Annotated in this window: 16 protein-coding genes and 3 tRNA genes; 10 read left to right on the top strand and 9 right to left on the bottom strand. The window is 66.6% G+C overall.

Annotated elements, in window-relative coordinates:
- Positions 1-135: 135 nt before the first annotated feature.
- The 9 genes from U5O44_RS00405 (at position 136) to U5O44_RS00365 (ending at position 5981) form a co-directional block, all read left to right on the top strand.
- A complete protein-coding gene (locus tag U5O44_RS00405; RefSeq protein ID WP_322586508.1) occupies positions 136-906 on the top strand; it encodes a glycosyltransferase family 2 protein in 771 nt (256 codons plus the stop codon).
- Positions 906-2192 carry a Tol-Pal system beta propeller repeat protein TolB gene (gene tolB, locus U5O44_RS00400; protein WP_416222102.1) on the top strand — a complete coding sequence of 429 codons (1287 nt, stop codon included), beginning with the start codon at positions 906-908 and terminating at the stop codon, positions 2190-2192. Before U5O44_RS00405 ends, tolB begins: the two co-directional genes overlap by 1 nt.
- 52 nt (positions 2193-2244) lie before the next feature.
- The gene (gene pal / locus U5O44_RS00395) at positions 2245-2817 is read left to right on the top strand and encodes a peptidoglycan-associated lipoprotein Pal (RefSeq protein ID WP_322586506.1); all 573 of its coding nucleotides are present in this window, start codon (positions 2245-2247) and stop codon (positions 2815-2817) included.
- A gap of 1 nt (position 2818) precedes the next feature.
- The gene (ybgF, locus tag U5O44_RS00390; RefSeq protein WP_322586487.1) at positions 2819-3661 is read left to right on the top strand and encodes a tol-pal system protein YbgF; all 843 of its coding nucleotides are present in this window, start codon (positions 2819-2821) and stop codon (positions 3659-3661) included.
- Positions 3658-4773, top strand: coding sequence for a YeeE/YedE family protein (locus U5O44_RS00385; protein WP_322586486.1), 1116 nt, complete (start codon positions 3658-3660; stop codon positions 4771-4773). The genes ybgF and U5O44_RS00385 overlap by 4 nt, the downstream gene beginning before the upstream one ends.
- The gene (locus U5O44_RS00380) at positions 4770-5528 is read left to right on the top strand and encodes a tRNA threonylcarbamoyladenosine dehydratase (RefSeq protein WP_322586485.1); all 759 of its coding nucleotides are present in this window, start codon (positions 4770-4772) and stop codon (positions 5526-5528) included. Before U5O44_RS00385 ends, U5O44_RS00380 begins: the two co-directional genes overlap by 4 nt.
- 101 nt (positions 5529-5629) lie before the next feature.
- Positions 5630-5705 (top strand) — tRNA-Lys (locus U5O44_RS00375).
- 60 nt (positions 5706-5765) lie between these two features.
- Positions 5766-5841, top strand: a tRNA-Lys gene (locus U5O44_RS00370).
- A 64-nt stretch (positions 5842-5905) separates the two neighbouring features.
- A tRNA-Lys gene (locus tag U5O44_RS00365) sits at positions 5906-5981 on the top strand.
- Between the two features lie 94 nt (positions 5982-6075).
- On the opposite strand, the gene U5O44_RS00360 is transcribed toward U5O44_RS00365, so the two are convergent.
- The 4 genes from U5O44_RS00360 to U5O44_RS00345 all read right to left on the bottom strand — a co-directional run bounded on the left by U5O44_RS00360 (position 6076) and on the right by U5O44_RS00345 (position 11477).
- Complete coding sequence (locus tag U5O44_RS00360) at positions 6076-7500, bottom strand: FGGY-family carbohydrate kinase (RefSeq protein ID WP_322586484.1); 1425 nt, start codon at positions 7498-7500, stop codon at positions 6076-6078.
- 6 nt (positions 7501-7506) lie between these two features.
- Positions 7507-7833 carry an L-rhamnose mutarotase gene (locus tag U5O44_RS00355; protein ID WP_322586483.1) on the bottom strand — a complete coding sequence of 109 codons (327 nt, stop codon included), beginning with the start codon at positions 7831-7833 and terminating at the stop codon, positions 7507-7509.
- A 237-nt stretch (positions 7834-8070) separates the two neighbouring features.
- The gene (gene rhaI / locus U5O44_RS00350; protein ID WP_322586482.1) at positions 8071-9357 is read right to left on the bottom strand and encodes an L-rhamnose catabolism isomerase; all 1287 of its coding nucleotides are present in this window, start codon (positions 9355-9357) and stop codon (positions 8071-8073) included.
- 14 nt (positions 9358-9371) lie between these two features.
- The gene (locus U5O44_RS00345; protein WP_322586481.1) at positions 9372-11477 is read right to left on the bottom strand and encodes a bifunctional rhamnulose-1-phosphate aldolase/short-chain dehydrogenase; all 2106 of its coding nucleotides are present in this window, start codon (positions 11475-11477) and stop codon (positions 9372-9374) included.
- 272 nt (positions 11478-11749) lie between these two features.
- Here U5O44_RS00345 and U5O44_RS00340 point away from each other — a divergent pair, with 272 nt between their 5' ends.
- Positions 11750-12697: a LysR family transcriptional regulator gene (locus U5O44_RS00340; protein WP_322586480.1), complete on the top strand. Its 948-nt coding sequence runs from the start codon at positions 11750-11752 to the stop codon at positions 12695-12697.
- Between the two features lie 42 nt (positions 12698-12739).
- On the opposite strand, the gene U5O44_RS00335 is transcribed toward U5O44_RS00340, so the two are convergent.
- The 5 genes from U5O44_RS00335 to U5O44_RS00315 all read right to left on the bottom strand — a co-directional run bounded on the left by U5O44_RS00335 (position 12740) and on the right by U5O44_RS00315 (position 18098).
- On the bottom strand, positions 12740-13888 hold the full coding sequence (locus tag U5O44_RS00335; RefSeq protein WP_322586479.1) for an ABC transporter ATP-binding protein: 1149 nt from the start codon (positions 13886-13888) through the stop codon (positions 12740-12742).
- A gap of 61 nt (positions 13889-13949) precedes the next feature.
- Positions 13950-14978: a LacI family DNA-binding transcriptional regulator gene (locus U5O44_RS00330; protein ID WP_322586478.1), complete on the bottom strand. Its 1029-nt coding sequence runs from the start codon at positions 14976-14978 to the stop codon at positions 13950-13952.
- A 13-nt stretch (positions 14979-14991) separates the two neighbouring features.
- Positions 14992-15849 carry a carbohydrate ABC transporter permease gene (locus tag U5O44_RS00325; protein WP_322586477.1) on the bottom strand — a complete coding sequence of 286 codons (858 nt, stop codon included), beginning with the start codon at positions 15847-15849 and terminating at the stop codon, positions 14992-14994.
- On the bottom strand, positions 15846-16742 hold the full coding sequence (locus U5O44_RS00320; protein ID WP_322586476.1) for a carbohydrate ABC transporter permease: 897 nt from the start codon (positions 16740-16742) through the stop codon (positions 15846-15848). Before U5O44_RS00320 ends, U5O44_RS00325 begins: the two co-directional genes overlap by 4 nt.
- Positions 16743-16802: 60 nt before the next feature.
- On the bottom strand, positions 16803-18098 hold the full coding sequence (locus U5O44_RS00315; protein ID WP_322586475.1) for an ABC transporter substrate-binding protein: 1296 nt from the start codon (positions 18096-18098) through the stop codon (positions 16803-16805).
- Between the last annotated feature and the right edge of the window lie 18 nt (positions 18099-18116).

The raw sequence follows: 18116 nt of genomic DNA, 5'->3' as shown, positions 1-18116 counted from the left end.
GCGGAGGCGCGATTATCAGCGCTGGCGGCTTGTTGCCTACAATCGCGGCCCGCCCAGGCTGCACGCCTGAACACACGCACACGCCATTGGCGTCACCACGCTTCCTCCTCGACTCGACTCGCCGACATGCCCCTGATGCCCCCGCCGCGCTTGTCCGTGATCGTCATCACCCGCAACGAAGTGCTGCGCCTGCGGCGCTGTCTGGCGTCGGTGTCCTTTGCACAGGAGTGCATCGTCGTGGACAGCGGCAGCACCGACGGCACCGTCGAACTGGCCCGTGCCCTGGGCGCGCAGGTGACCACCACCACCGACTGGCCCGGCTTCGGCGCGCAGAAGAACCGTGCGCTGGCGCTGGCCCGCGGTGACTGGGTGCTCAGTCTGGACGCCGACGAGTGGCTGGACGATGCGCTGGCGGCGCAGGTGCGTGCCGTGGTCGAGGCACCCGGCGTGCCCGCCTGCAGCCACACGCTGTCGCGGCTGTCCTCGTTCTGCGGACAGTGGATGCGCCACAGCGGCTGGTACCCGGATCCGGTGCTGCGCCTGTTTCCCCGCGGGTCCGCGCGCTTCAGCGACGACCTGGTGCATGAGCGACTGCTGTGCACGCTGCCCACCCGGCCGCTGCCCGGACACCTGCTGCACGAGAGCATGTCAACGCTCACGGTGGCCAACGACAAGATGAACCGCTACTCCAGTGGCCGCGCCGCCGACCTCCACGCGCGTGGACGCCGTGGGGGGCTGGGCAAGGCGGTCGGACACGGCTTCTGGGCCTTCGTGCGGACCTACGTGCTGAAACGTGGTTTTCTTGACGGACGCATGGGGTTCATACTCGCGGTCCACAATGCCGAGACTTCCTATTACCGTTACCTGAAAATGTGGCTTGAATGCGACGAACGAACACAGACGTGATGATCGAGCGACGCCTGTTCCTGTACCGCGGTGTGGCGGCCGGTGGCGCCATGGCTGGCGTGTGGCCGGCTGCAGCCCAGTTCCGGGTCGAGATTTCGGGCATCGGCACGGCGCAGCTGCCGGTGGCCATCGCCCGTTTCCGGGATGAGGACAAGGCTGGCTTTGCGGTCTCGCAGATCGTGCGCGCCGATCTGGAGCGCAGCGGGCTGTTCAAGCTGGTGCCCACCGCACCGGACAACCTCGACGAAACCTCGCGCCCCGTGTTCACCGAGTGGCGCAGCCGCAATGCCGACGCGCTGGCCGCTGGCACCGTGACCCGGCTGGCGGACGGCCGCTTCGACCTGCGCTACCGGCTGTGGGACGTGGTCAAGGGCACGGAGCTGATCGCGCAGTCGCTGGCCGTGCCGAAGGAAGACCTGCGTCTGGCCGCGCACCGCATCGCCGACGACATCTACCAGAAGCTCACCGGCGAGCGGGGCGTGTTCTCGACCCGCATCGCCTATGTCTCCAAGGGCGCCGGGCGCTACACGCTGTTCGTGGCGGACGCCGACGGGGAGGGCTCCCGTTCGGCGCTGAGCAGCGCGCAGCCGATCATCTCCCCGACCTGGTCGATGCAGGGCAACGAGCTGGCCTACGTGTCGTTCGAGACCGGCAAGCCGGTGGTCTACGTCCAGGATGTCCTGAACGGCCGCCGTCGCACCGTCGCCGAGTTCCGCGGCTCCAACAGCGCGCCCGCCTTCTCGCCGGATGGCACCCAGCTGGTCGTCACCTTGACCAAGGACGGCAACTCCGAGCTGTACGCCATCGGGCGGCAGGGTGACAACCTGCGCCGGCTCACCACGGCGTCCGGCATCGACACCGAGGCCGCGTGGTCGCCGGATGGCAAGTCGATCTACTTTGTCAGCGACCGTGGCGGTGGTCCGCAGATCTACCGCATGGGGGCCTCTGGCGGCAACGCCGAGCGTGTCACCTTCAGCGGCAGCTACAACATCAGTCCCGCACTCAGCCCGGATGGCCGCTACATGGCCTACATCAACCGCAACGGCGGCAACCAGTTCCGCCTGCAGCTGATGGACCTGTCGTCGGGAACTGTCACGGCACTCACGGACACCAATGACGACGAGAGCCCGAGCTTCGCCCCGAACAGCCGATTGATCATTTACGCCAGCCGCGCAGGCGGTCGTGATCTGCTGATGACCACGACGCTGGACGGCAGCATCAAGGCCCGTCTCAGTCCGCCGCAGGCGGACGTGAGAGAGCCAGTCTGGGGGCCGTTCGGCCGCTGATCCGATCATCGATGTTGATCATCGATTTCTTTTTTTCAGGAGCAACAACATGATGTCTACCCATCTCAACAGCCGTACGGCTTGGCTCGGTGCGTTCAGTGCCGCCTTGTTGATCCTCACCGGTTGCGCTTCGAACACCCGTGTCGAGCCGCCCGCACCGGTGGAAAACCGCCTTGCCGGCGCTGGTACGCCCGCCACCGTGGCCCCGAATGCCAACGCAGATGCCGCCACCGCGCAGGCCCCGCAGTCCACTGTCACCCCGGTGGATGTCACTGGCAATGACGCGATGGCCAATGGCGGCGGCCGAGTGGTCTACTTCGATTTCGACAGTTTCGTCGTCAAGGACGAGTTCCGTGGCGTGGTGGAGTCCCATGCACGTCGCCTGAGCGCGGACCGCAAGCGCCGCGTGCTGATCGAGGGCCACACCGACGAGCGTGGTGGCCGTGAGTACAACCTGGCGCTCGGCCAGCGCCGCGCGGAAGCGGTGCTCAAGTCGCTGACGCTGCTGGGTGTGCAGGACGGGCAGGTCGAAGCCGTGAGCTTCGGCAAGGAAAAGCCGGCTGCCGCGGGCAGCAACGAGGCCGCCTGGGCCAAGAACCGCCGTGCCGAACTGAAGGACCGTTGACATGCGCCGCGTCCAGCCCCTGAAACTGTCCGCGCTGGCGGCTTCCGTCGCGCTGGCCCTGTGCGCACTCTGGCCGGTCACGGCCAGCGCGGGACTGTTCGACGACGAAGAGGCCCGCAAGGCCATCGTCGAGCTGCGCAACCGGTTCGAGCAGTCACAGCAGCGGCAGGCGCAGTACGAGGAAACCGAGCGCAAGGCACAGGTCGCGCAGCTGGCCGAACTGACCGAGCAGGTCAGCGTGCTGCGGCGCAGCCTGCTCGACCTGAATGCGCAGATGGAGACACTGCGCGCCGAGGTTGCCAAGCTGCGTGGAACCGATGAGCAGCTCGCCCAGGCCAACAAGGATCTGGCGCGGGAGCTGGCCGACCTGCAGCGCAGGCACAAGGACGCCATGGCTGCGATCGACGACCGCATCCGACGTCTGGAGCCGCAGCGCGTCTCGCTGGATGGCAAGGATGCCGTGGTCGACGCGCCGGAGAAGAAGGCCTACGACGAGGCCATCGGCATCCTGCGCAAGGGCGAGTTTGCCCACGCTGCCACGGCCCTGGCGGCCTTCCAGAAGCGTTTCCCGTCCAGTGCCTACAACGGACATGTGCAGTATTGGTTGGGCAATGCGCTGTACGGCAAGGGCGAGGTGAAGGAGGCGATGGCCATCTTCCGCTCGCTGGTCTCGTCCACCCCGGACCACCCGCGGGCGTCCGAGGCGCTGCTGGCGCTGGCGAACTGCCAGATCGAGCTGAAGGATCCCAAGGGTGCCCGCAAGACCCTGGAGGAGCTGATCGCGAATTACCCGCAGTCCGAGGCCGCACAGGCCGGGCGTGAACGCATCAAGCAGATCAAGTGAGCACAGCCGACGTCGCATGGTTGACGGCCCAGGTCCTCTGGGCCGTTTTTGCATTGGCGTTCGCGCTGGGTGTGCTGGTGCGCCAGAGCCATTTCTGCACGATGGGGGCGGTGGCCGACATCGTCAACCTGGGCGACTGGAGCCGCATGCGCATGTGGGCCTTGGCGGCCGGGGTGGCGATTGCCGGCTTCAATGCCCTGGTGGCGCTTGGGCTGGTGCAGGCGTCGGACACGGTGTATGGCGGACCGCGCTGGCTGATCGGGTCTGCGCTGACCGGTGGTCTGCTGTTCGGATTCGGGATGGTGCTGGCGTCGGGCTGCGGCAGCAAGACGCTGGTGCGTGTCGGTGGGGGCAACCTGAAGTCGCTGGTCGTGCTGCTGGTGATGGGGCTGGCCGCCTGGGCCACATTGCGCGGACTCACGGCGGTGCTGCGGGTGCACAGCGTCGATCGGCTGGCGGTGGAACTGCCGGCATCGCAGGATCTGCCCAGCTTGCTGGCACATGCGACGGGTGGGTCGGTGCAGACACTGGCTGCGCTGTGCGCCGTGGTGCTGGGTGGCGGCGCGGTGGCGTGGGCACTGGCGCGACCCGAGGGGCGTCATCCGCATGTGCTGGCGGGGGGGGTTGGCACGGGTCTGCTGGTGCAGGCGCTGTGGTGGACGACCGGCCGTTTCGGCTTCGTGCTGGAGCACCCGGAGACCCTGGAGCCGACGTTCCTGGCCACGGCATCGCGGCGCATGGAGGCCTTCACCTTCGTGGCGCCCGTGGCCCAGGCCATGGAATGGCTGGTGTTCTTCAGCGACAGCAGCCGCACGCTGGGTGTGGGGGTGGTGAGCGTTGCCGGAGTTCTGGCTGGCGCGACTGCGTCAGCCCTGATGACCCGCACATTTCGCTGGGAAGGCTTTCAGGACGTGACGGACATGGGTAGACATCTGGTGGGGGCGGCCCTGATGGGAGTGGGGGGCGTGACGGCCATGGGGTGCACGTTTGGTCAAGGGCTGTCCGGGCTGTCCACGCTGGGGCTGACGAGCCTGGTGGCGGTGCCGGCGATTCTGGGCGGGGCAGTGCTCGGCCTGCGGTTTCTGACGTGGCAGCTGGAGCGCCAGGGATGAGCGATATCCTGATGGAGGCGGATCTGGAGCGACGCTTCGGTGGCCTGCGCCGTCTCTGGGGCGACTTGGCGTACCGGCGGATCCGCGCGGCGAAGGTGGCCGTGGTCGGGGTCGGCGGGGTCGGCTCCTGGGCGGCCGAGGCGCTCGCACGCTGCGGTGTGGCCGAACTGGTCCTGATCGACCTGGACCAGATCGCGGAGTCCAACATCAACCGACAGATCCAGGCGCTGGGTGCCACGGTGGGGGCCGCCAAGGTGCAGGCACTGCGCGAGCGGGTGGCTGACATCCATCCCGGGTGCCAGGTGCACGCGGTGGAGGAGTTTGTCGAGCCGGCCAACTGGCCGGCGCTGTTGCCGATCGATGTGGACGTGGTCGTGGACGCCTGTGACCAGAATGCCGCGAAGCTGGCGATGGCGCGGTGGTCGATCTCCACCGGCAAGGCGCTGGTCATGGTCGGTGCGGCTGGGGGCAAGTCTCGGCCGGAACGCATCGAGGTCGCCGATCTGGCGGAGGTGACACACGATCCTCTGCTGGCCCGGTTGCGGCAGCAACTGCGCAAGGACGGTGCACCGCGGACGGGCCGCATGGGGGTCCGCTGCGTATTTTCCCGCGAAGAAGTGCGCCAGCCCCCGCAGGATGCCTGCACGGTCGATGGCAGCCTGAACTGCCACGGCTACGGTTCCAGTGTCATGGTGACCGCCAGTTTCGGCATGGCGGCCGCGGCCCAGGCGCTGGAATGCGTGCGAGAGGCTTGACGCGGTAACGGGTACCTGGTTTAGAATCACGGGCTCGACTCCAAGCAAAGGCCATTTCGACAGATGGGGCCGATGCCAAGAGAACGGGCACAGACAACGTCGGGTCGTTAGCTCAGTTGGTAGAGCAGCGGACTTTTAATCCGTAGGTCGCAGGTTCGAGTCCCGCACGACCCACCAGACGTAAAAACTGTGTTATAGTATCGGTCTTGACGCAATTCAGACTGCGTTGAGGAAGTGGGGTTCTTAGCTCAGTTGGTAGAGCAGCGGACTCTTAATCCGTAGGTCGAGTGTTCGAGTCACTCAGGACCCACCACACAAAACTGTCAATTGGCAGTGCAGGCCGGAAAACAATACTTCCGGTGTGCACTGGGAATTGCGGGCTCTTAGCTCAGTTGGTAGAGCAGCGGACTCTTAATCCGTAGGTCGAGTGTTCGAGTCACTCAGGGCCCACCAAAATTCTCGAATAAAAAAGGGTTTGGCTTTTGCCAAACTCTTTTTTCTTGTGCTGTGCATGTCTGGGGCAGGGATCAGTTCAAGTTCGGGTGTTTCACGAGAGACCCAGCGCAAGTCGCGACCACGTCGCACTGTGCGCGCAAATGGCACGGGCCAGGGTTGAGTCGACCTGCTTGACTGTGTATTTCGCCGCAGTCAGTTGTGTCGGTGCAGTGTGCGCCAGCAACCAGGCGCCACGCGCTGTACCTTCCAGCGGGTCATTCGACAGCAACACCGCCCTCGGTCCCGCCAGTGCCTGCACTGCGCACAGGTAGGCTGCGTTGTGTGCCAGCGGGCCTTCAAGGACCAGCGTGCGTGGCGCGCTGCCGGCCTCCAGCTCGGTGGCCAGCTGCAACGTGACCTCGGCACAGTAGAGCGCTGCTAGCGCAGGGCGCAGGCGCTCGGGTACCGCGCCCAGACCTTCCATCACTTTCGTCTCACCCCGCCAGATCGAGCCGGTGCGCGGTGCATACGGCCCACCCGCGGCCGCAAAGCCTGGCAGCGCTAGCCAGCCCTGGTGCAGCACCTCGGTCAGCGCGGCCTCGTCTGCCCAGGCCGGGTCGGCCCGCTCGCACAGCGCAGCGAACTCGCGTCCTCCCATGAAGCGCGCGGTCGGCACCGCGCGGCCGTCGACCGCCACGTTGACCAGCTGATCGCGCGTCGCGTCCAGACCGGCGGTCGGTGCCCCCGGCGCCATCAGCACGCACCAGGTGCCGGTGGAGACCACCGTGGCGTCGGGCTCTGAGCCCAAGTAACGGGCTAGGCAGGCATTGCTGTCGTGCGAGCCGGCGCAGACCTGCACCGTGCTCGGCAGGCGCAGCCGATGAGCCAGGTCCGACCGCAGCCGTCCGATGCGCTCGTCGGCCTGCCGCAGCGGTGCGAAACGTTCCGCGATGCCACTGCGTTGTGCCCAGTCGCTGTAACGGCCTTCGGCCGGCGCCCACAGTGCTGTGTGGCAACCCAGCGACGACACCTCGCTGCAGGCCACGCCGCTGAACCACCAGGCCCAGTATTGCGGGTACGGCAGCCATTGCTGCGCGCGCGCCCACAGCGCAGGTCGCGCCTGTTGCAGCCAATACAGCGACAGCCCTGCATTCAAGCCCGATGGCAGCAGCGGCGTGCCGTTGTGTACGAAGGGGTCGACGGCGGCGGCGTAGTGCGCGCGGGTCTCGCCGTAGCCGTCCCACTCGTAGTCGATCGGGGGCAGGGCTAGGCCATCACCGTCGAGACCGCAGAAGGCCGCGCCGTGCGTGGTGATCGAGATCACCCCGATCTCGTCACGCCGCGGCAGCTGCGGGATGGTCCGCAGCAACCAGTCCTCCAAGGCCGCCACGCCCAGCGCGATGTAACCGGGTCCGTCGACGCTGGTGTTGGCTTGCACCGTACGTACCAGCACCTCACCGTCGGCGTCGATGAGCACCAGCTTGGCATTGCTTTTGCCTATGTCCAGCACCAGCGTGAGCGTTTCTCGCAAGACCATCTCCACTCAGTCGAGGTGAAAGAGGCAGGGCTGGGGCTCGACCACCGGTGCGCCGTCGGGCTGGCGGCGCATGATGTCGGCCATGTGGGCCCACCAGCGCCGCATGATCGGGCGCGCCGGAAGATCGGCCGCCGTGTGCCCGGGGCCGCGGCGCAGCACGGCGAACAGCACGTGGTGTTCGGCATCGAGGTAGATGCCGTAGTCAGCGATGCCGCTGTCCTTCAGCAACGTCACCAGCTCGGGCCAAATCTCGTCGTGCCGGCGGCGGTACTCGTCGACCTGGCCGGGGTTCAGGAACATGCGGAAGGCGATCTTTTCGGTGGGTGCGTTCATGGCGGAATCAGCAGGTGAGCCGGTGGACGTCATGGAGGGGCGTCAGGCCGTGCGCGGTCGCGCACTGGCTGCGCCGCGCCGCAGCCAGCGCGGCAGCACCATCGTGACGATCAGCAGCGCACCGACGATCATCGACATCACGATGCACGCCACGTTGAGCATGCCTAGCGCGACAAAAAGGGGGAAATCGGTTCAGGCAAGCCGTTCAGGGCCAACGAATCGCGGCGGCGGCCGTCGTCAGACGATGCCGCCGCTGCCGCCGACGACGGCCGGGCGCTGCTCGGCCATGCGCTGGCGGTAGCCGCTGGTGCGGTAGGCGCCGACCGGATCGATGGCGCCGCCTGCGTCCAGGCGCACGCGCTGCAGGATGGGCGTCACATCGGTCTGGAAGCCCTGCTTGAGCAGGTGGGTGGCGGTCATGGCGTCGTTGGTGTCCTGCGCGGCGTCAAGTGCGGTGCGGTCGACGATCAGCGCCTGCGCCAGGCTGCGCTGCACCTGCACCGCGCTGGTCATCAGGCTCTCGATCGGGTCGGTGACGTTGTGACTCTGGTCGAGCATGTAGGTCGGGTCGTAGGACACGCCCTCGTGTGCGGCCGACACCAGCTCGTTGAACACCAGGAACAGGCGGTAGGGCGAGACGCTGCCGGCGTCGAGGTCGTCGTCGCCGTACTTGCTGTCGTTGAAGTGAAAGCCTGCCAGCTTGCCCGCGGCGATCAGGCGCGCCACGATCAGTTCGATGTTGACGTTGGGCGCGTGGTGGCCGAGGTCGACCAGGCACTGTGCCTGCGGGCCCAGGGCCTGGGCGGCCAGGAAGCTGCTGCCCCAGTCCTGGATCACGGTGCTGTAGAAGGCCGGCTCGGCGATCTTGTGCTCCAGGAACATGCGCCAGTCGCCCGGCAGTGCGGCGTAAATCTGGCGCGCGCTGTCGAGGTAGCGGTCGAAGGCGCGGCGGAAGTGCTGCTGGCCGGGGAAGTTGCTGCCGTCGCCGACCCACACGGTCAGGGCCTTGGAGCCGAGCTGCCGGCCGATCTCGATGCAGTCGAGGTTGTGCGCGACCGCCTGGGCACGGGTGGCCGCGTCGGTATGGCTCAGGCTGCCGTATTTGTAGCTGTGCGTCTGGCCCTTCTGGTCAGAGAAAGTGTTCGAGTTCATCGCATCGAAACCCAGACCGGCCGCTGCGGCCGCCTGGCGCAGTTCGCTCCAGTCGCTGCACTTGTCCCAGGGGATGTGCAATGACACCGTGGGCGTGGCGCGGGCCAGCTGCTGTATCACGCCGCAGTCCTGCAGCTTGTCGAAGACGTGACGGGGCTCGCCGCGGCCTGGGAAGCGTGCGAAGCGCGTGCCGCCGGTGCCCACGCCCCAGCTCGGGATGGCCACGCCGAAGGCCGCCACTTGGCTGCGGACTGTCTCGATGTCGATGCCGCGGCGGGCCAGTTGCTCGCCCAGGTGCTCGTAGTCGTGGTGGACGTGGCGCCGCAGCGTGTCGTTGTGGGCGTCGATCACGCCGGTGTCGATGGATGACATGGGGTTCTCCTGCCTCAACGGGTGAAGGCGGCGAGGTTGCCGGCGTCGACGTTGAGGATGTTGCCGGTGGACTTCGCGCTGAGGTGCTCGGCGGCGAAGAAGTAGGTGGCCTCGGCGATGTCCTCGGGGAAGACGCTGCGCTTGAGCATGCTGCGGTCGCGGTAAAAGGCCTCGAGGTCGCCCTCGTCGATCTTGTTGGCGGCGGCGCGTTCGGCGCTCCACTGGCCGGTCCAGATCTTGGAGCCGCGGATCACCGCGTCGGGGTTGACCACATTGCTGCGGATGCCCAGCGGTGCGCCTTCGAGCGCGAAGCTGCGGCTCAGCTGGATCTCGGCCGCCTTGGCCGCGCAGTAGGCGCTGGCCTGGTTGCTGGCGACCATGCCGTTCTTGCTGGCGATCATCACCATCGAGCCACCGGTGCCTTGGGCCTTCATCTGCTTGAAAGCCTCGCGGGCGACCAGGAAGTAGCCGGTGGCCAGGATGCTCTGGTTTCGGTTCCAGAGGTCGAGCGTGGTCTCGTCGATCGGCGCGGCCGAGGCGATGCCGGCGTTACTGATCAGGATGTCGACGCCGCCGAACTCGAGCGCGGCGCGGTCGAAGGCGGCGATCACGCTGGCTTCGCTGGTCACGTCGCAGCGCACGCTACGCACGTGGTCCCGGCCATGCGCCTTGGTCAGGTCGGCGCCGACGCTGTCGAGTGCCGCCTGATCGATGTCGGCGAGCACCACACAGGCGCCTTCGGCCAGCATGCGCCGGGCGATGGCCTGGCCGATGCCGCCGGCGCCACCGGTGACCAGCGCAACCTTGCCGACCAGCGGCTTCGGGCGGGGCATGCGCTGCAGCTTGGCCTCTTCGAGCAGCCAGTACTCGATATCGAAGGCCTCTTGTTCTGGCAGCCCGACGTAGCGGTCGACCGCATTGGCCTCGCGCATCACGTTGATCGCGTTGACGTAGAACTCGCCCGCGATGCGTGCGGTGGCCTTGTCCTTGGCGATGGTGACCATGCCGATGCGCGGCAGCAGGATCACCACCGGGTTGGGGTCGCGCAGCGCCGGGCTGTTGGCGCGCTGGCAGCGCGCGTAGTAGGCGGCGTAGTCGGCGCGGTAGGCGGTCAGCAGGTCCGATAGGGTGGCCTTGAGGTCAACGCCGGTCAGCGTGTAGACCGACTCGGGCACGACCAGCGGGCGGATCTTGGTGCGCAGGAAGTGGTCCGGACAACTGGTGCCCAGCGCGGCCAGCGGCGCGAGGTCGGCGGAGTTGACGAAGGCCATCACCTCGGCCGAGGTGTTGAGGTGCAGCAATTTCGAGCCCCCCTCAGCCGACAGGCCGCGCAGCACCGGCAGCAGGCGGGCCAGCGTGGTGTCGCGTGTGGCCTCGTCCAGCGCGGTGACCGCTGCGCCGCCGAAAACCGTCACACCGCGGCGCTGGCGTTCGGTGGCCAGCCAGGTCTGGGCACGCTCAATCAGGTCGACGGTGTTTTCGTAGCAGCTTTTGGCGGTGTCGCCCCAGCTGAACAGGCCGTGGCCGCCCAGCACGATGCCGCGCAGGCCGGGGTGGGCGGCGTTGTAGGCGGCGAGCTGCTGGCCGAGCTCGTAACCGGGGCGCAGCCAGGGCATCCAGCCGACCGTGCCCTCGAACACCTGCTGAGTGACAGCCGGACCGTTGGCCATGGCGGCGATGGCGATCACCGCGTCCGGGTGCATGTGGTCGACGTGCACGTAAGGCAGCGACGAATGCAGCGGCGTGTCGATGCTGGCGGCGCGGGTGTTGAGGTTGAATGTGCAGTGCGGCAGGTAGCTGACCATCTCGTCCTCATGGGCCAGTCCGCGGTACAGACCCTTGAGGGCGCGCAGCTTGTCCATGTAGAGAGTGGAGAAGCCGTCGAGCTTCATCGAGCCGACGTCGCCGCCCGAGCCCTTGACCCACAGCACCTCGACTTGCTCACCGGTCAGCGGGTCGCGCTGCCAGACCTTGGCCGAGGTGTTGCCGCCGCCGTAGTTGGTGATGCGCAGGTCCGAGCCCAGCAGGTTGCTGCGGTAGAGCAGGAGCCCGGGCTCGTCAAGTGATGCGGCGCGGGAGTCGTCCCAGCGCGGGAAGGGGGCGGTGGAGGAGGCGGTCATGGGGGATTCGTGGCGGCAGTGGTCAGGATTGGGGTTGAAGCGTAGGCAGTCCGACCTTGAGTGACAACTGATGCAGTCTGATAGTATTCATAAGGATCTACTGATGGCGCGATGCACAATCGCCGTGCAGCCCTCCGGAAGGTGGTCACCCCTGCAGGTTGTTCCCAGGTCACGCGTGCATTCGGCGACGTGGGCTGGGGTCTGGGCTGGGGTAAGTCCTGAGCGATCTTTTTTGAGGTGAACACCGTGCCGAGTCGTGCGGTGCCAGTGCGATGAAGAACTTCAACCTGCGCCACCTGCGCATCTTCGAGGCCGTGGCCAGCGCGGGCAGCTTCTCGCGTGCGGCCGAGGTGCTGGGCATGACGCAGCCAGCGGTATCGATGCAGATTCGCCAGCTGGAGACCGACCTGAGCATGACCCTGTTCGATCGCCCTCAGCGCCAGCGCCTGAGCGACGCCGGCCATGAGCTGCTGCAGCACGCCCGCCTGCTGCTCGCGCAGGCGCGCGCAGCTGAAGAGGCGCTGGACCAGTTGCGCAGCGAGCCCGACGCCAGCGGCCGGCGCGGCCATCGCGGCCTGCTGCACCTGGGCGTGGTGTCGACTGCACACTACTTCGCCCCGCGCCTGCTGCAGGCCTTCAACCTGCAGCACCCGGACGTGCGGCTCAAGTTGACCGTGGCGCGCCGCTCCGAGGTGCTGGCGATGCTGCAGGAGCACCGGCTGGACCTGGCAATCTCGGGCTACCCGCCGTCCGAGGCCGATCTGGAGGCCACCAGCTTCGCCCGACATCCGCACTGCATCGTCGTCCACCCCGCGCACCCGCTGGTGGGGCGGCGCCGGCTGCAATGGGCCGACCTGCGCGACGAGCATTTCATCTTTCGCGAGCCAGGCTCAGCAACACGGCAGTTCCTGGAGCACCTGCTGCAGCAGCAGTCGATCCAGGTGCGTGCCGGGCTGGAGCTGGCCGGCAACGAGACCATCAAACAGGCGGTGATGTGCGGCATGGGCATCAGCTTCCTGTCGGCACATACCTTCCAGGTCGAGTTAGAGGTCGGCCGCATGGCCGTACTGGACGTGGTCGGGCTGCCTAAACACATCGACTGGTGCTTCGTGCAGCGCCGCGACACCCAACTGACAGGCGTGAACGCGGCCTTCCGGCAGTTCGTGATCGACGAGGGCGCCCAGCACGCAGCCTGCCAGGTCGCGCCGCCGGCGTCCTGATTCGCCCCGCCCCGCTGCGCTTGAGGCGCCGCCTGGCGCGATTCAGGCCGCCAGGCGCGGCGCCTCGCGCGCGATCTCCGGCACGCGCAAACGCTCGCAGGCCATGCCATCCGCAGCGAACAGGTGGCAATCGTCGCCGTGGAAGCACAGCGGCAGCCGTGCAGTGACGCAGACGCGTGTGGTGCCTCCGACCAGGGCCGTGACCGCCACGCCGGATGCAGTCGTGATTTCGACGAAGGTCTCGTGGCCCAGGCGTTCGACCAGGCCGACGGTACCCTGAACGCCGATGCCGCCGTGTACTGTCGGTCCCGGCGCACCGGCCGCGATGTGCTCGGGCCGGATGCCGAGTGTCACCGTGTCGCCCACCCGCAGTGTCCCCGATGCCACGGGGATCGGGTGCGGTCCCCCCAGGTCGGGCGAGGACACGCCCACGCCCTGGGCATCGACTGCGGTCACCGTGACCGACAGGAAGTTCATCTTTGGCGAGCCGATGAAGCCCGCGACAAACTGGTTGCGCGGCATGTGGTAAAGCTCCAGCGGGCGGCCAACCTGGCGGACTTCGCCGGCCTCAAGCACGACGATCTTGTCGGCCAGCGTCATGGCCTCGACCTGGTCATGCGTCACATAGACCATGGTGGCGCCGAGGTCGCGGTGCAGCTTGGCGATCTCGGCGCGGGTGTTGACCCGCAGCGCCGCATCGAGATTGCTCAGGGGCTCGTCGAACAGGAAGACCTCCGGCTCGCGCACGATCGCCCGGCCGATCGCCACGCGCTGGCGCTGGCCACCGGACAGCTCCTTGGGCTTGCGCCCGAGCAGGTGCTCCATCTTCAGGATCTGGGCGGCCTGTCGGACCTTGCGCTCGACCTCGTCCTTGGGCGCACCGGCCAGGTTCAGGCCGAAGGCGACGTTTTCATAGACCGTCAGGTGCGGAAACAGTGCGTAGGACTGAAAGACCATCGCGATGCCACGGTCCTTGGGTGACACGTCGTTGACGATACGCTCGCCGATGGCCAGAGTGCCGGACGTGGCCATCTCCAGGCCTGCGATCAGCCGCAGCAAGGTGGACTTGCCACAGCCAGAGGGACCGACGAACACCACGAACTCGCCGTGCTCGATGCGCAAATTCACGTCCTTGATGATGTCGTGCGCACCGAAGGACTTGCGCAGGTTCTGGAGTTCGACGCTGGCCATTGGAGAGGCTCCGAGTGGGGGGTGTGAACGGGGTCGCCCGACTCAGCGGGCGGTCATGGCGCTAGGGGGATGCTGCGGCGCTGGTCAACGATGAACCCCGCACCACCAAGGTCGGCTGGGTGGTGTGGTGGACCGGCTCGGTGCGACCCTCGATGCGCTCGATCAGCAACTCTGCTGCCATCGCGCCCAGCGTGTGGGCATCCTGGTCCACCGAGGTCAATTGCAGCTGTGGCAGGGCGCTGATATGAAAGTTGTCGTAGCCGACCACGGCCAAATCCCGGGGGACGCGCAGACTCAGCTCCTGCGCCTCGGCCAGTACGTTGATCGCAACCGTGTCGTGCCAGGCGAAGATGGCTGTCGGCCGTGATGGTGCGGTCAGCACGCTGTGGGCCAGCTGGCGGTCCTCGTCGTCAGAGCCACCGCTGCGGGTCTTGCAGATCTGCAGGAAGTTGTCGAGCCCATGCGCCTGCATCGCGCGGATATAGCCGCGCTGGCGGTAGACGACCGGGTTGACCGCACCGTCCTCGGGCGGCTCGAAGCTGAAGAAAGCGATGCGGCGGTGGCCCTGCTCGATCAGGTGGCACACGGCCAGAAAGGCGCCTTGCTCGTCGTCGTTGTTGACGGTGTCGAAGTCGCCACCGGTCTCGTGCCGTCCCAGCATCACGACGGGAACAGTGGTCGCGAGGCGCCACAGGTAGTCGCGGCTGACCATGGGTGCGATCAGCACGAAGCCGTCGAGCTTGCGGTCCAGCATCATCTCCATCAGCGCCTGCTCGGTCTCGTCGGCCGCATGGCGCACGGCCATCAGCGGCTGGTACTGGGTGCCGCCGAGCGCACTCCAGACGCCGTCGAGGATGTCAGGGAAGAAGGGGTTGCGCAGGTCGGGCATCACCACGCCCAGCGTGTAGGTGCGCCCGCGCAGGCCGCGCGCGGCGATCTGCGGACGGTAGTTCAGCTCGGCCATGGCCAGCTCGACCCCGGCGCGCATCTGCTCGCTGATGCCGTAGGCGTTGCGCAAGACCTTGGAGACAGCCGAGCGCGACACGCCGGCCCGGCTGGCCACGTCGGCGATGGTGGCGCGCTTGTTCATGCCCACAGGTCCATCAGCCCTTGACCGCACCGGCGGTCATGCCCTGCACGATCTGTCGGTTGAAAAACAGGAACATCAACAGCGGTGGCACGGTGATCAGCAGGATGTTCATGAACAGCAGGTTGTACGAGGTGTTGAACATGCTCTGGAAGTTGTAGAGCGTGAGCTGCACGGTCACGTTCTTGCTGCCAGGCAGGTAATACAGCGGGTTGGTGAAGTCGTTGAAGACGGCCACCGACTGCACCACGATCACCGTCACCACCACCGGCTTGAGCAGCGGCAGGATGACCTTGAAGAACAGCGCGACGGGACCGGCACCCTCGATGATCGCAGCTTCATCCAGCTCCTTCGGCACGGTTGCGATGAAGGCGCGGAACAGCATGATGCTGAAAGCCAGCCCATAGGCGACTTCGATCAGCACGAGCCCCGTCTTCGTCTTGAACAGGAACAGGCTCTGCATCACCCAGATCGTCGGCACGACCGCAGGCGGCATGATCAGTCCGGCGAGGATACAGGCATCGGCCACGCGACTCCACGCGCTTTGGTGGCGTTGCAGCACGAAGCCCACCATCGCGCCGAACACCACCATCAGTGCGACGCTGGCCACCGTGATCACGACGCTGTTGAAGAAGGCCAGCAGCAGCATGTGGTCGCGGGCTTCGATGACCTGGCGGAAGTTGTCCCAGGCGTGGGTGACGGCCGGCCAGGTGAACCGCAGCAGCGCGGCTTCCTCGACGTCCTTGACCGACATCGCCAGGATGAAGGCGAAGGGCACCAGGAATACGGTGCTGACCACCAGCAAGCCCAGCAGGCCTGACAGCAGTGGTGCGTGGCGGCGCCAGGTGTGGCGCAAGCGGGACCAGCGGCTCATGATTGGGACTCCTTTCGGTTGAGCCTCAGGTACAGCGGCACGACCAGGGCGGAGATCAGCACGAACAGCACGACGTTGCCTGCGGTGGACAAGCCGTAGAAACCGGCCTGGTACTGCTTGTAGATGACCGAGGCGATGACGTCGGTCGTGAAGCCCGGGCCGCCGCGTGTCATCGCCCAGATCAGGTCAAAGGAACGCAGGCCGCTGATGAAGCTCAGGATGACCACCGTCACGGTCGCCGGCCGCGCCAATGGCAGCGTCACGCGGGTGAATTGCTGGCGCCAGTTGGCACCCTCGATGCTCGCGGCCTCGAAGTATTCGGTCGGGATCGCCACGATGCCAGCGATGTAAATCAGCGTGGCCAGGCCGACGCCCTTCCACACGTCGACCAGCGCGACCGACAGCAGCGCGTAGCGCGGGTCGGTGAGCCAGGACGGCCCCTCGATCCCAACGCTGGCGAGCACCTGGTTGATCAGGCCGTGGTCCGGGTGCATCAACACCGTGAAGGTCAGTCCCACGCCGACGGTGCTGACCAGCACCGGGAAGAAGATGATCGAGCGGAGCAGGTCTCGAAAGGCGATCGGCGAGGTCAGCACCACGGCCAGTGCCATGCCGAAGACCACCTTCAGGCCGGAGGTCACGACCGCATAGATCAGCGTGTTGACCAGGCCCTTGATCAGGAAGGGCTCGAGGAAAAACTGCTCGAAGTTCTCCAGGCCGATGAAGGTCGACTCGAACAGTGTCCAACGGGTGAGCGCGAAATAAAACGACGACAGCATCGGCACCAGGAACAGCACGCCAAACACCACAGCCGCCGGGATGAAGAACCAGGCCGGGTAGGCCTGCGCCGCGCTGGACCGACGTGCCTTGTGGGCAGAAGGAGGAGAGGTCATGTCCGTGTGCCGAAGGCTCTGGTTGTCGTCGCGTGCGTTACGGTTCGCTGTTGCTGCGGCTCACTTCCAGCCAGGCAGCCCGAGCTGGAGAGCCTGCTTGCGCACATCGCCATCGTAGAGTGCTGCTGCATCGGCAGGCTTGCGGATGCCCGAGCCCACCTCGACGGTGATCTGCTCCAGCGACGGGCCTTTCACCGGCGACAGGTACTCTAGCGCCGGCGTGCTCTTGGCGCCGGGCTTGAAGTAGGCGACGAGGTCGGCGACCGCCGGCGGGACGCTGGCGGGCAGTTCGCAGCCCTTGACCATGTAGGGGCCTTGCGGGCCGGCGCCACGCGTCTGGGCGTTGCAGCCCTCGACACTGGCCACGAAGGCGACGAACTTCTTCGCCTCGGCTATCTTCTCGCTCGACTTCGGGATGTAGAGGCCAGGCGGCATCCAGACCGTCACGCCGTTCTGGGCGGCGTTGTCGCCAGGCAGTGCGAAGAAGCCGACGTCGTCGATGTTCTCCTTGTGGCTGACCGAGATGCCACCGATCGCGAAGGTCAGCATCGGGTAATGCGCGCCCTCGCCTTTGGCAACCATGCGCAGGCCGTCCTCGAACTTGGCGCTGGCATAGTCCTTGTTGAGGTAGCCGGCCTTGAAGACCTCTTCCTGGCGCTGGAAGCTCTTGAGCGCAGCGGGCGTGCTGGCGTACTTGGCCTTGTTGGCGGTGTAGTTGTCGGCAAAGGTCGGGACCACGGTCGCGACGTTGTGGAAGTCGCCCAGCACGAACAGCTGTGACGACCAGGTGTCCTTGAAGGTCTGGATCACTGGAGCAACGCCGCCGGCAGCCTTGATCGCGGCGTTGTTCTTCTGGAACTCGGCCCAGGTTTTCGGCACCTGCAGCTTCAGCTTCGCGTAGACCTTGCGGTTGTACAGCACGCCGCCACCCATTGCGGTCTGCACCGGCACACCGTACTGGCGGCCTTCGACGGTGACGACGCGCTTGAACACGTCCAGCACATTGGCCTGAGAAGATTCGCCGGTCAGGTCGACCAGGGTCTTCTTCGGGTTCAATGCTTGGAACAGCGAACCGGCGTTGTAGAGGAAGACGTCTGCCATCTCGCCGGTGGCCAGGCGGGTCTTGACCAGGTTGTCGCCTTCGGCGCCGCCGGGACGGGTCTCTAGCTCGATCTTGATGTCGGGGTTCTTGGCACTGAAGTCGGCGGCCAGCGCTTTCATCGCGCCAACGGTTTGCGGGCCACCGTCGATCAGCACGGTCAGCGTGGTAGCGGCATGTGCGGTGGCTGCGCCCAGTCCGAGTGCCAGGCTGGCAGCGCAGGCGAGCAGGTGGCGGCGCGTGGTGGGGGTTGACATGGTCAGTCTCCGGTTGGG

The sequence above is a fragment of the Sphaerotilus sp. genome, from assembly GCF_034519685.1.
Taxonomy (GTDB): Bacteria; Pseudomonadota; Gammaproteobacteria; order Burkholderiales; family Burkholderiaceae_C; genus Sphaerotilus.
The sequence above is the reverse complement of the archived record's forward strand: the minus strand, read 5'-3'. Positions and strand labels throughout refer to the sequence as shown.

Excerpts from the sequence above, each read along its gene's own strand:
- U5O44_RS00405 (WP_322586508.1), top strand. The coding sequence starts at position 136 with ATGCCCCCGCCGCGCTTGTCCGTGATCGTCATCACCCGCAACGAAGTG.
- tolB (WP_416222102.1), top strand. The coding sequence starts at position 906 with ATGATCGAGCGACGCCTGTTCCTGTACCGCGGTGTGGCGGCCGGTGGC.
- pal (WP_322586506.1), top strand. The coding sequence starts at position 2,245 with ATGTCTACCCATCTCAACAGCCGTACGGCTTGGCTCGGTGCGTTCAGT.
- ybgF (WP_322586487.1), top strand. The coding sequence starts at position 2,819 with ATGCGCCGCGTCCAGCCCCTGAAACTGTCCGCGCTGGCGGCTTCCGTC.
- U5O44_RS00380 (WP_322586485.1), top strand. The coding sequence starts at position 4,770 with ATGAGCGATATCCTGATGGAGGCGGATCTGGAGCGACGCTTCGGTGGC.
- U5O44_RS00360 (WP_322586484.1), bottom strand. The coding sequence starts at position 7,500 with ATGGTCTTGCGAGAAACGCTCACGCTGGTGCTGGACATAGGCAAAAGC.
- U5O44_RS00355 (WP_322586483.1), bottom strand. The coding sequence starts at position 7,833 with ATGAACGCACCCACCGAAAAGATCGCCTTCCGCATGTTCCTGAACCCC.
- rhaI (WP_322586482.1), bottom strand. The coding sequence starts at position 9,357 with ATGTCATCCATCGACACCGGCGTGATCGACGCCCACAACGACACGCTG.
- U5O44_RS00345 (WP_322586481.1), bottom strand. The coding sequence starts at position 11,477 with ATGACCGCCTCCTCCACCGCCCCCTTCCCGCGCTGGGACGACTCCCGC.
- U5O44_RS00340 (WP_322586480.1), top strand. The coding sequence starts at position 11,750 with ATGAAGAACTTCAACCTGCGCCACCTGCGCATCTTCGAGGCCGTGGCC.
- U5O44_RS00335 (WP_322586479.1), bottom strand. The coding sequence starts at position 13,888 with ATGGCCAGCGTCGAACTCCAGAACCTGCGCAAGTCCTTCGGTGCGCAC.
- U5O44_RS00330 (WP_322586478.1), bottom strand. The coding sequence starts at position 14,978 with ATGAACAAGCGCGCCACCATCGCCGACGTGGCCAGCCGGGCCGGCGTG.
- U5O44_RS00325 (WP_322586477.1), bottom strand. The coding sequence starts at position 15,849 with ATGAGCCGCTGGTCCCGCTTGCGCCACACCTGGCGCCGCCACGCACCA.
- U5O44_RS00320 (WP_322586476.1), bottom strand. The coding sequence starts at position 16,742 with ATGACCTCTCCTCCTTCTGCCCACAAGGCACGTCGGTCCAGCGCGGCG.
- U5O44_RS00315 (WP_322586475.1), bottom strand. The coding sequence starts at position 18,098 with ATGTCAACCCCCACCACGCGCCGCCACCTGCTCGCCTGCGCTGCCAGC.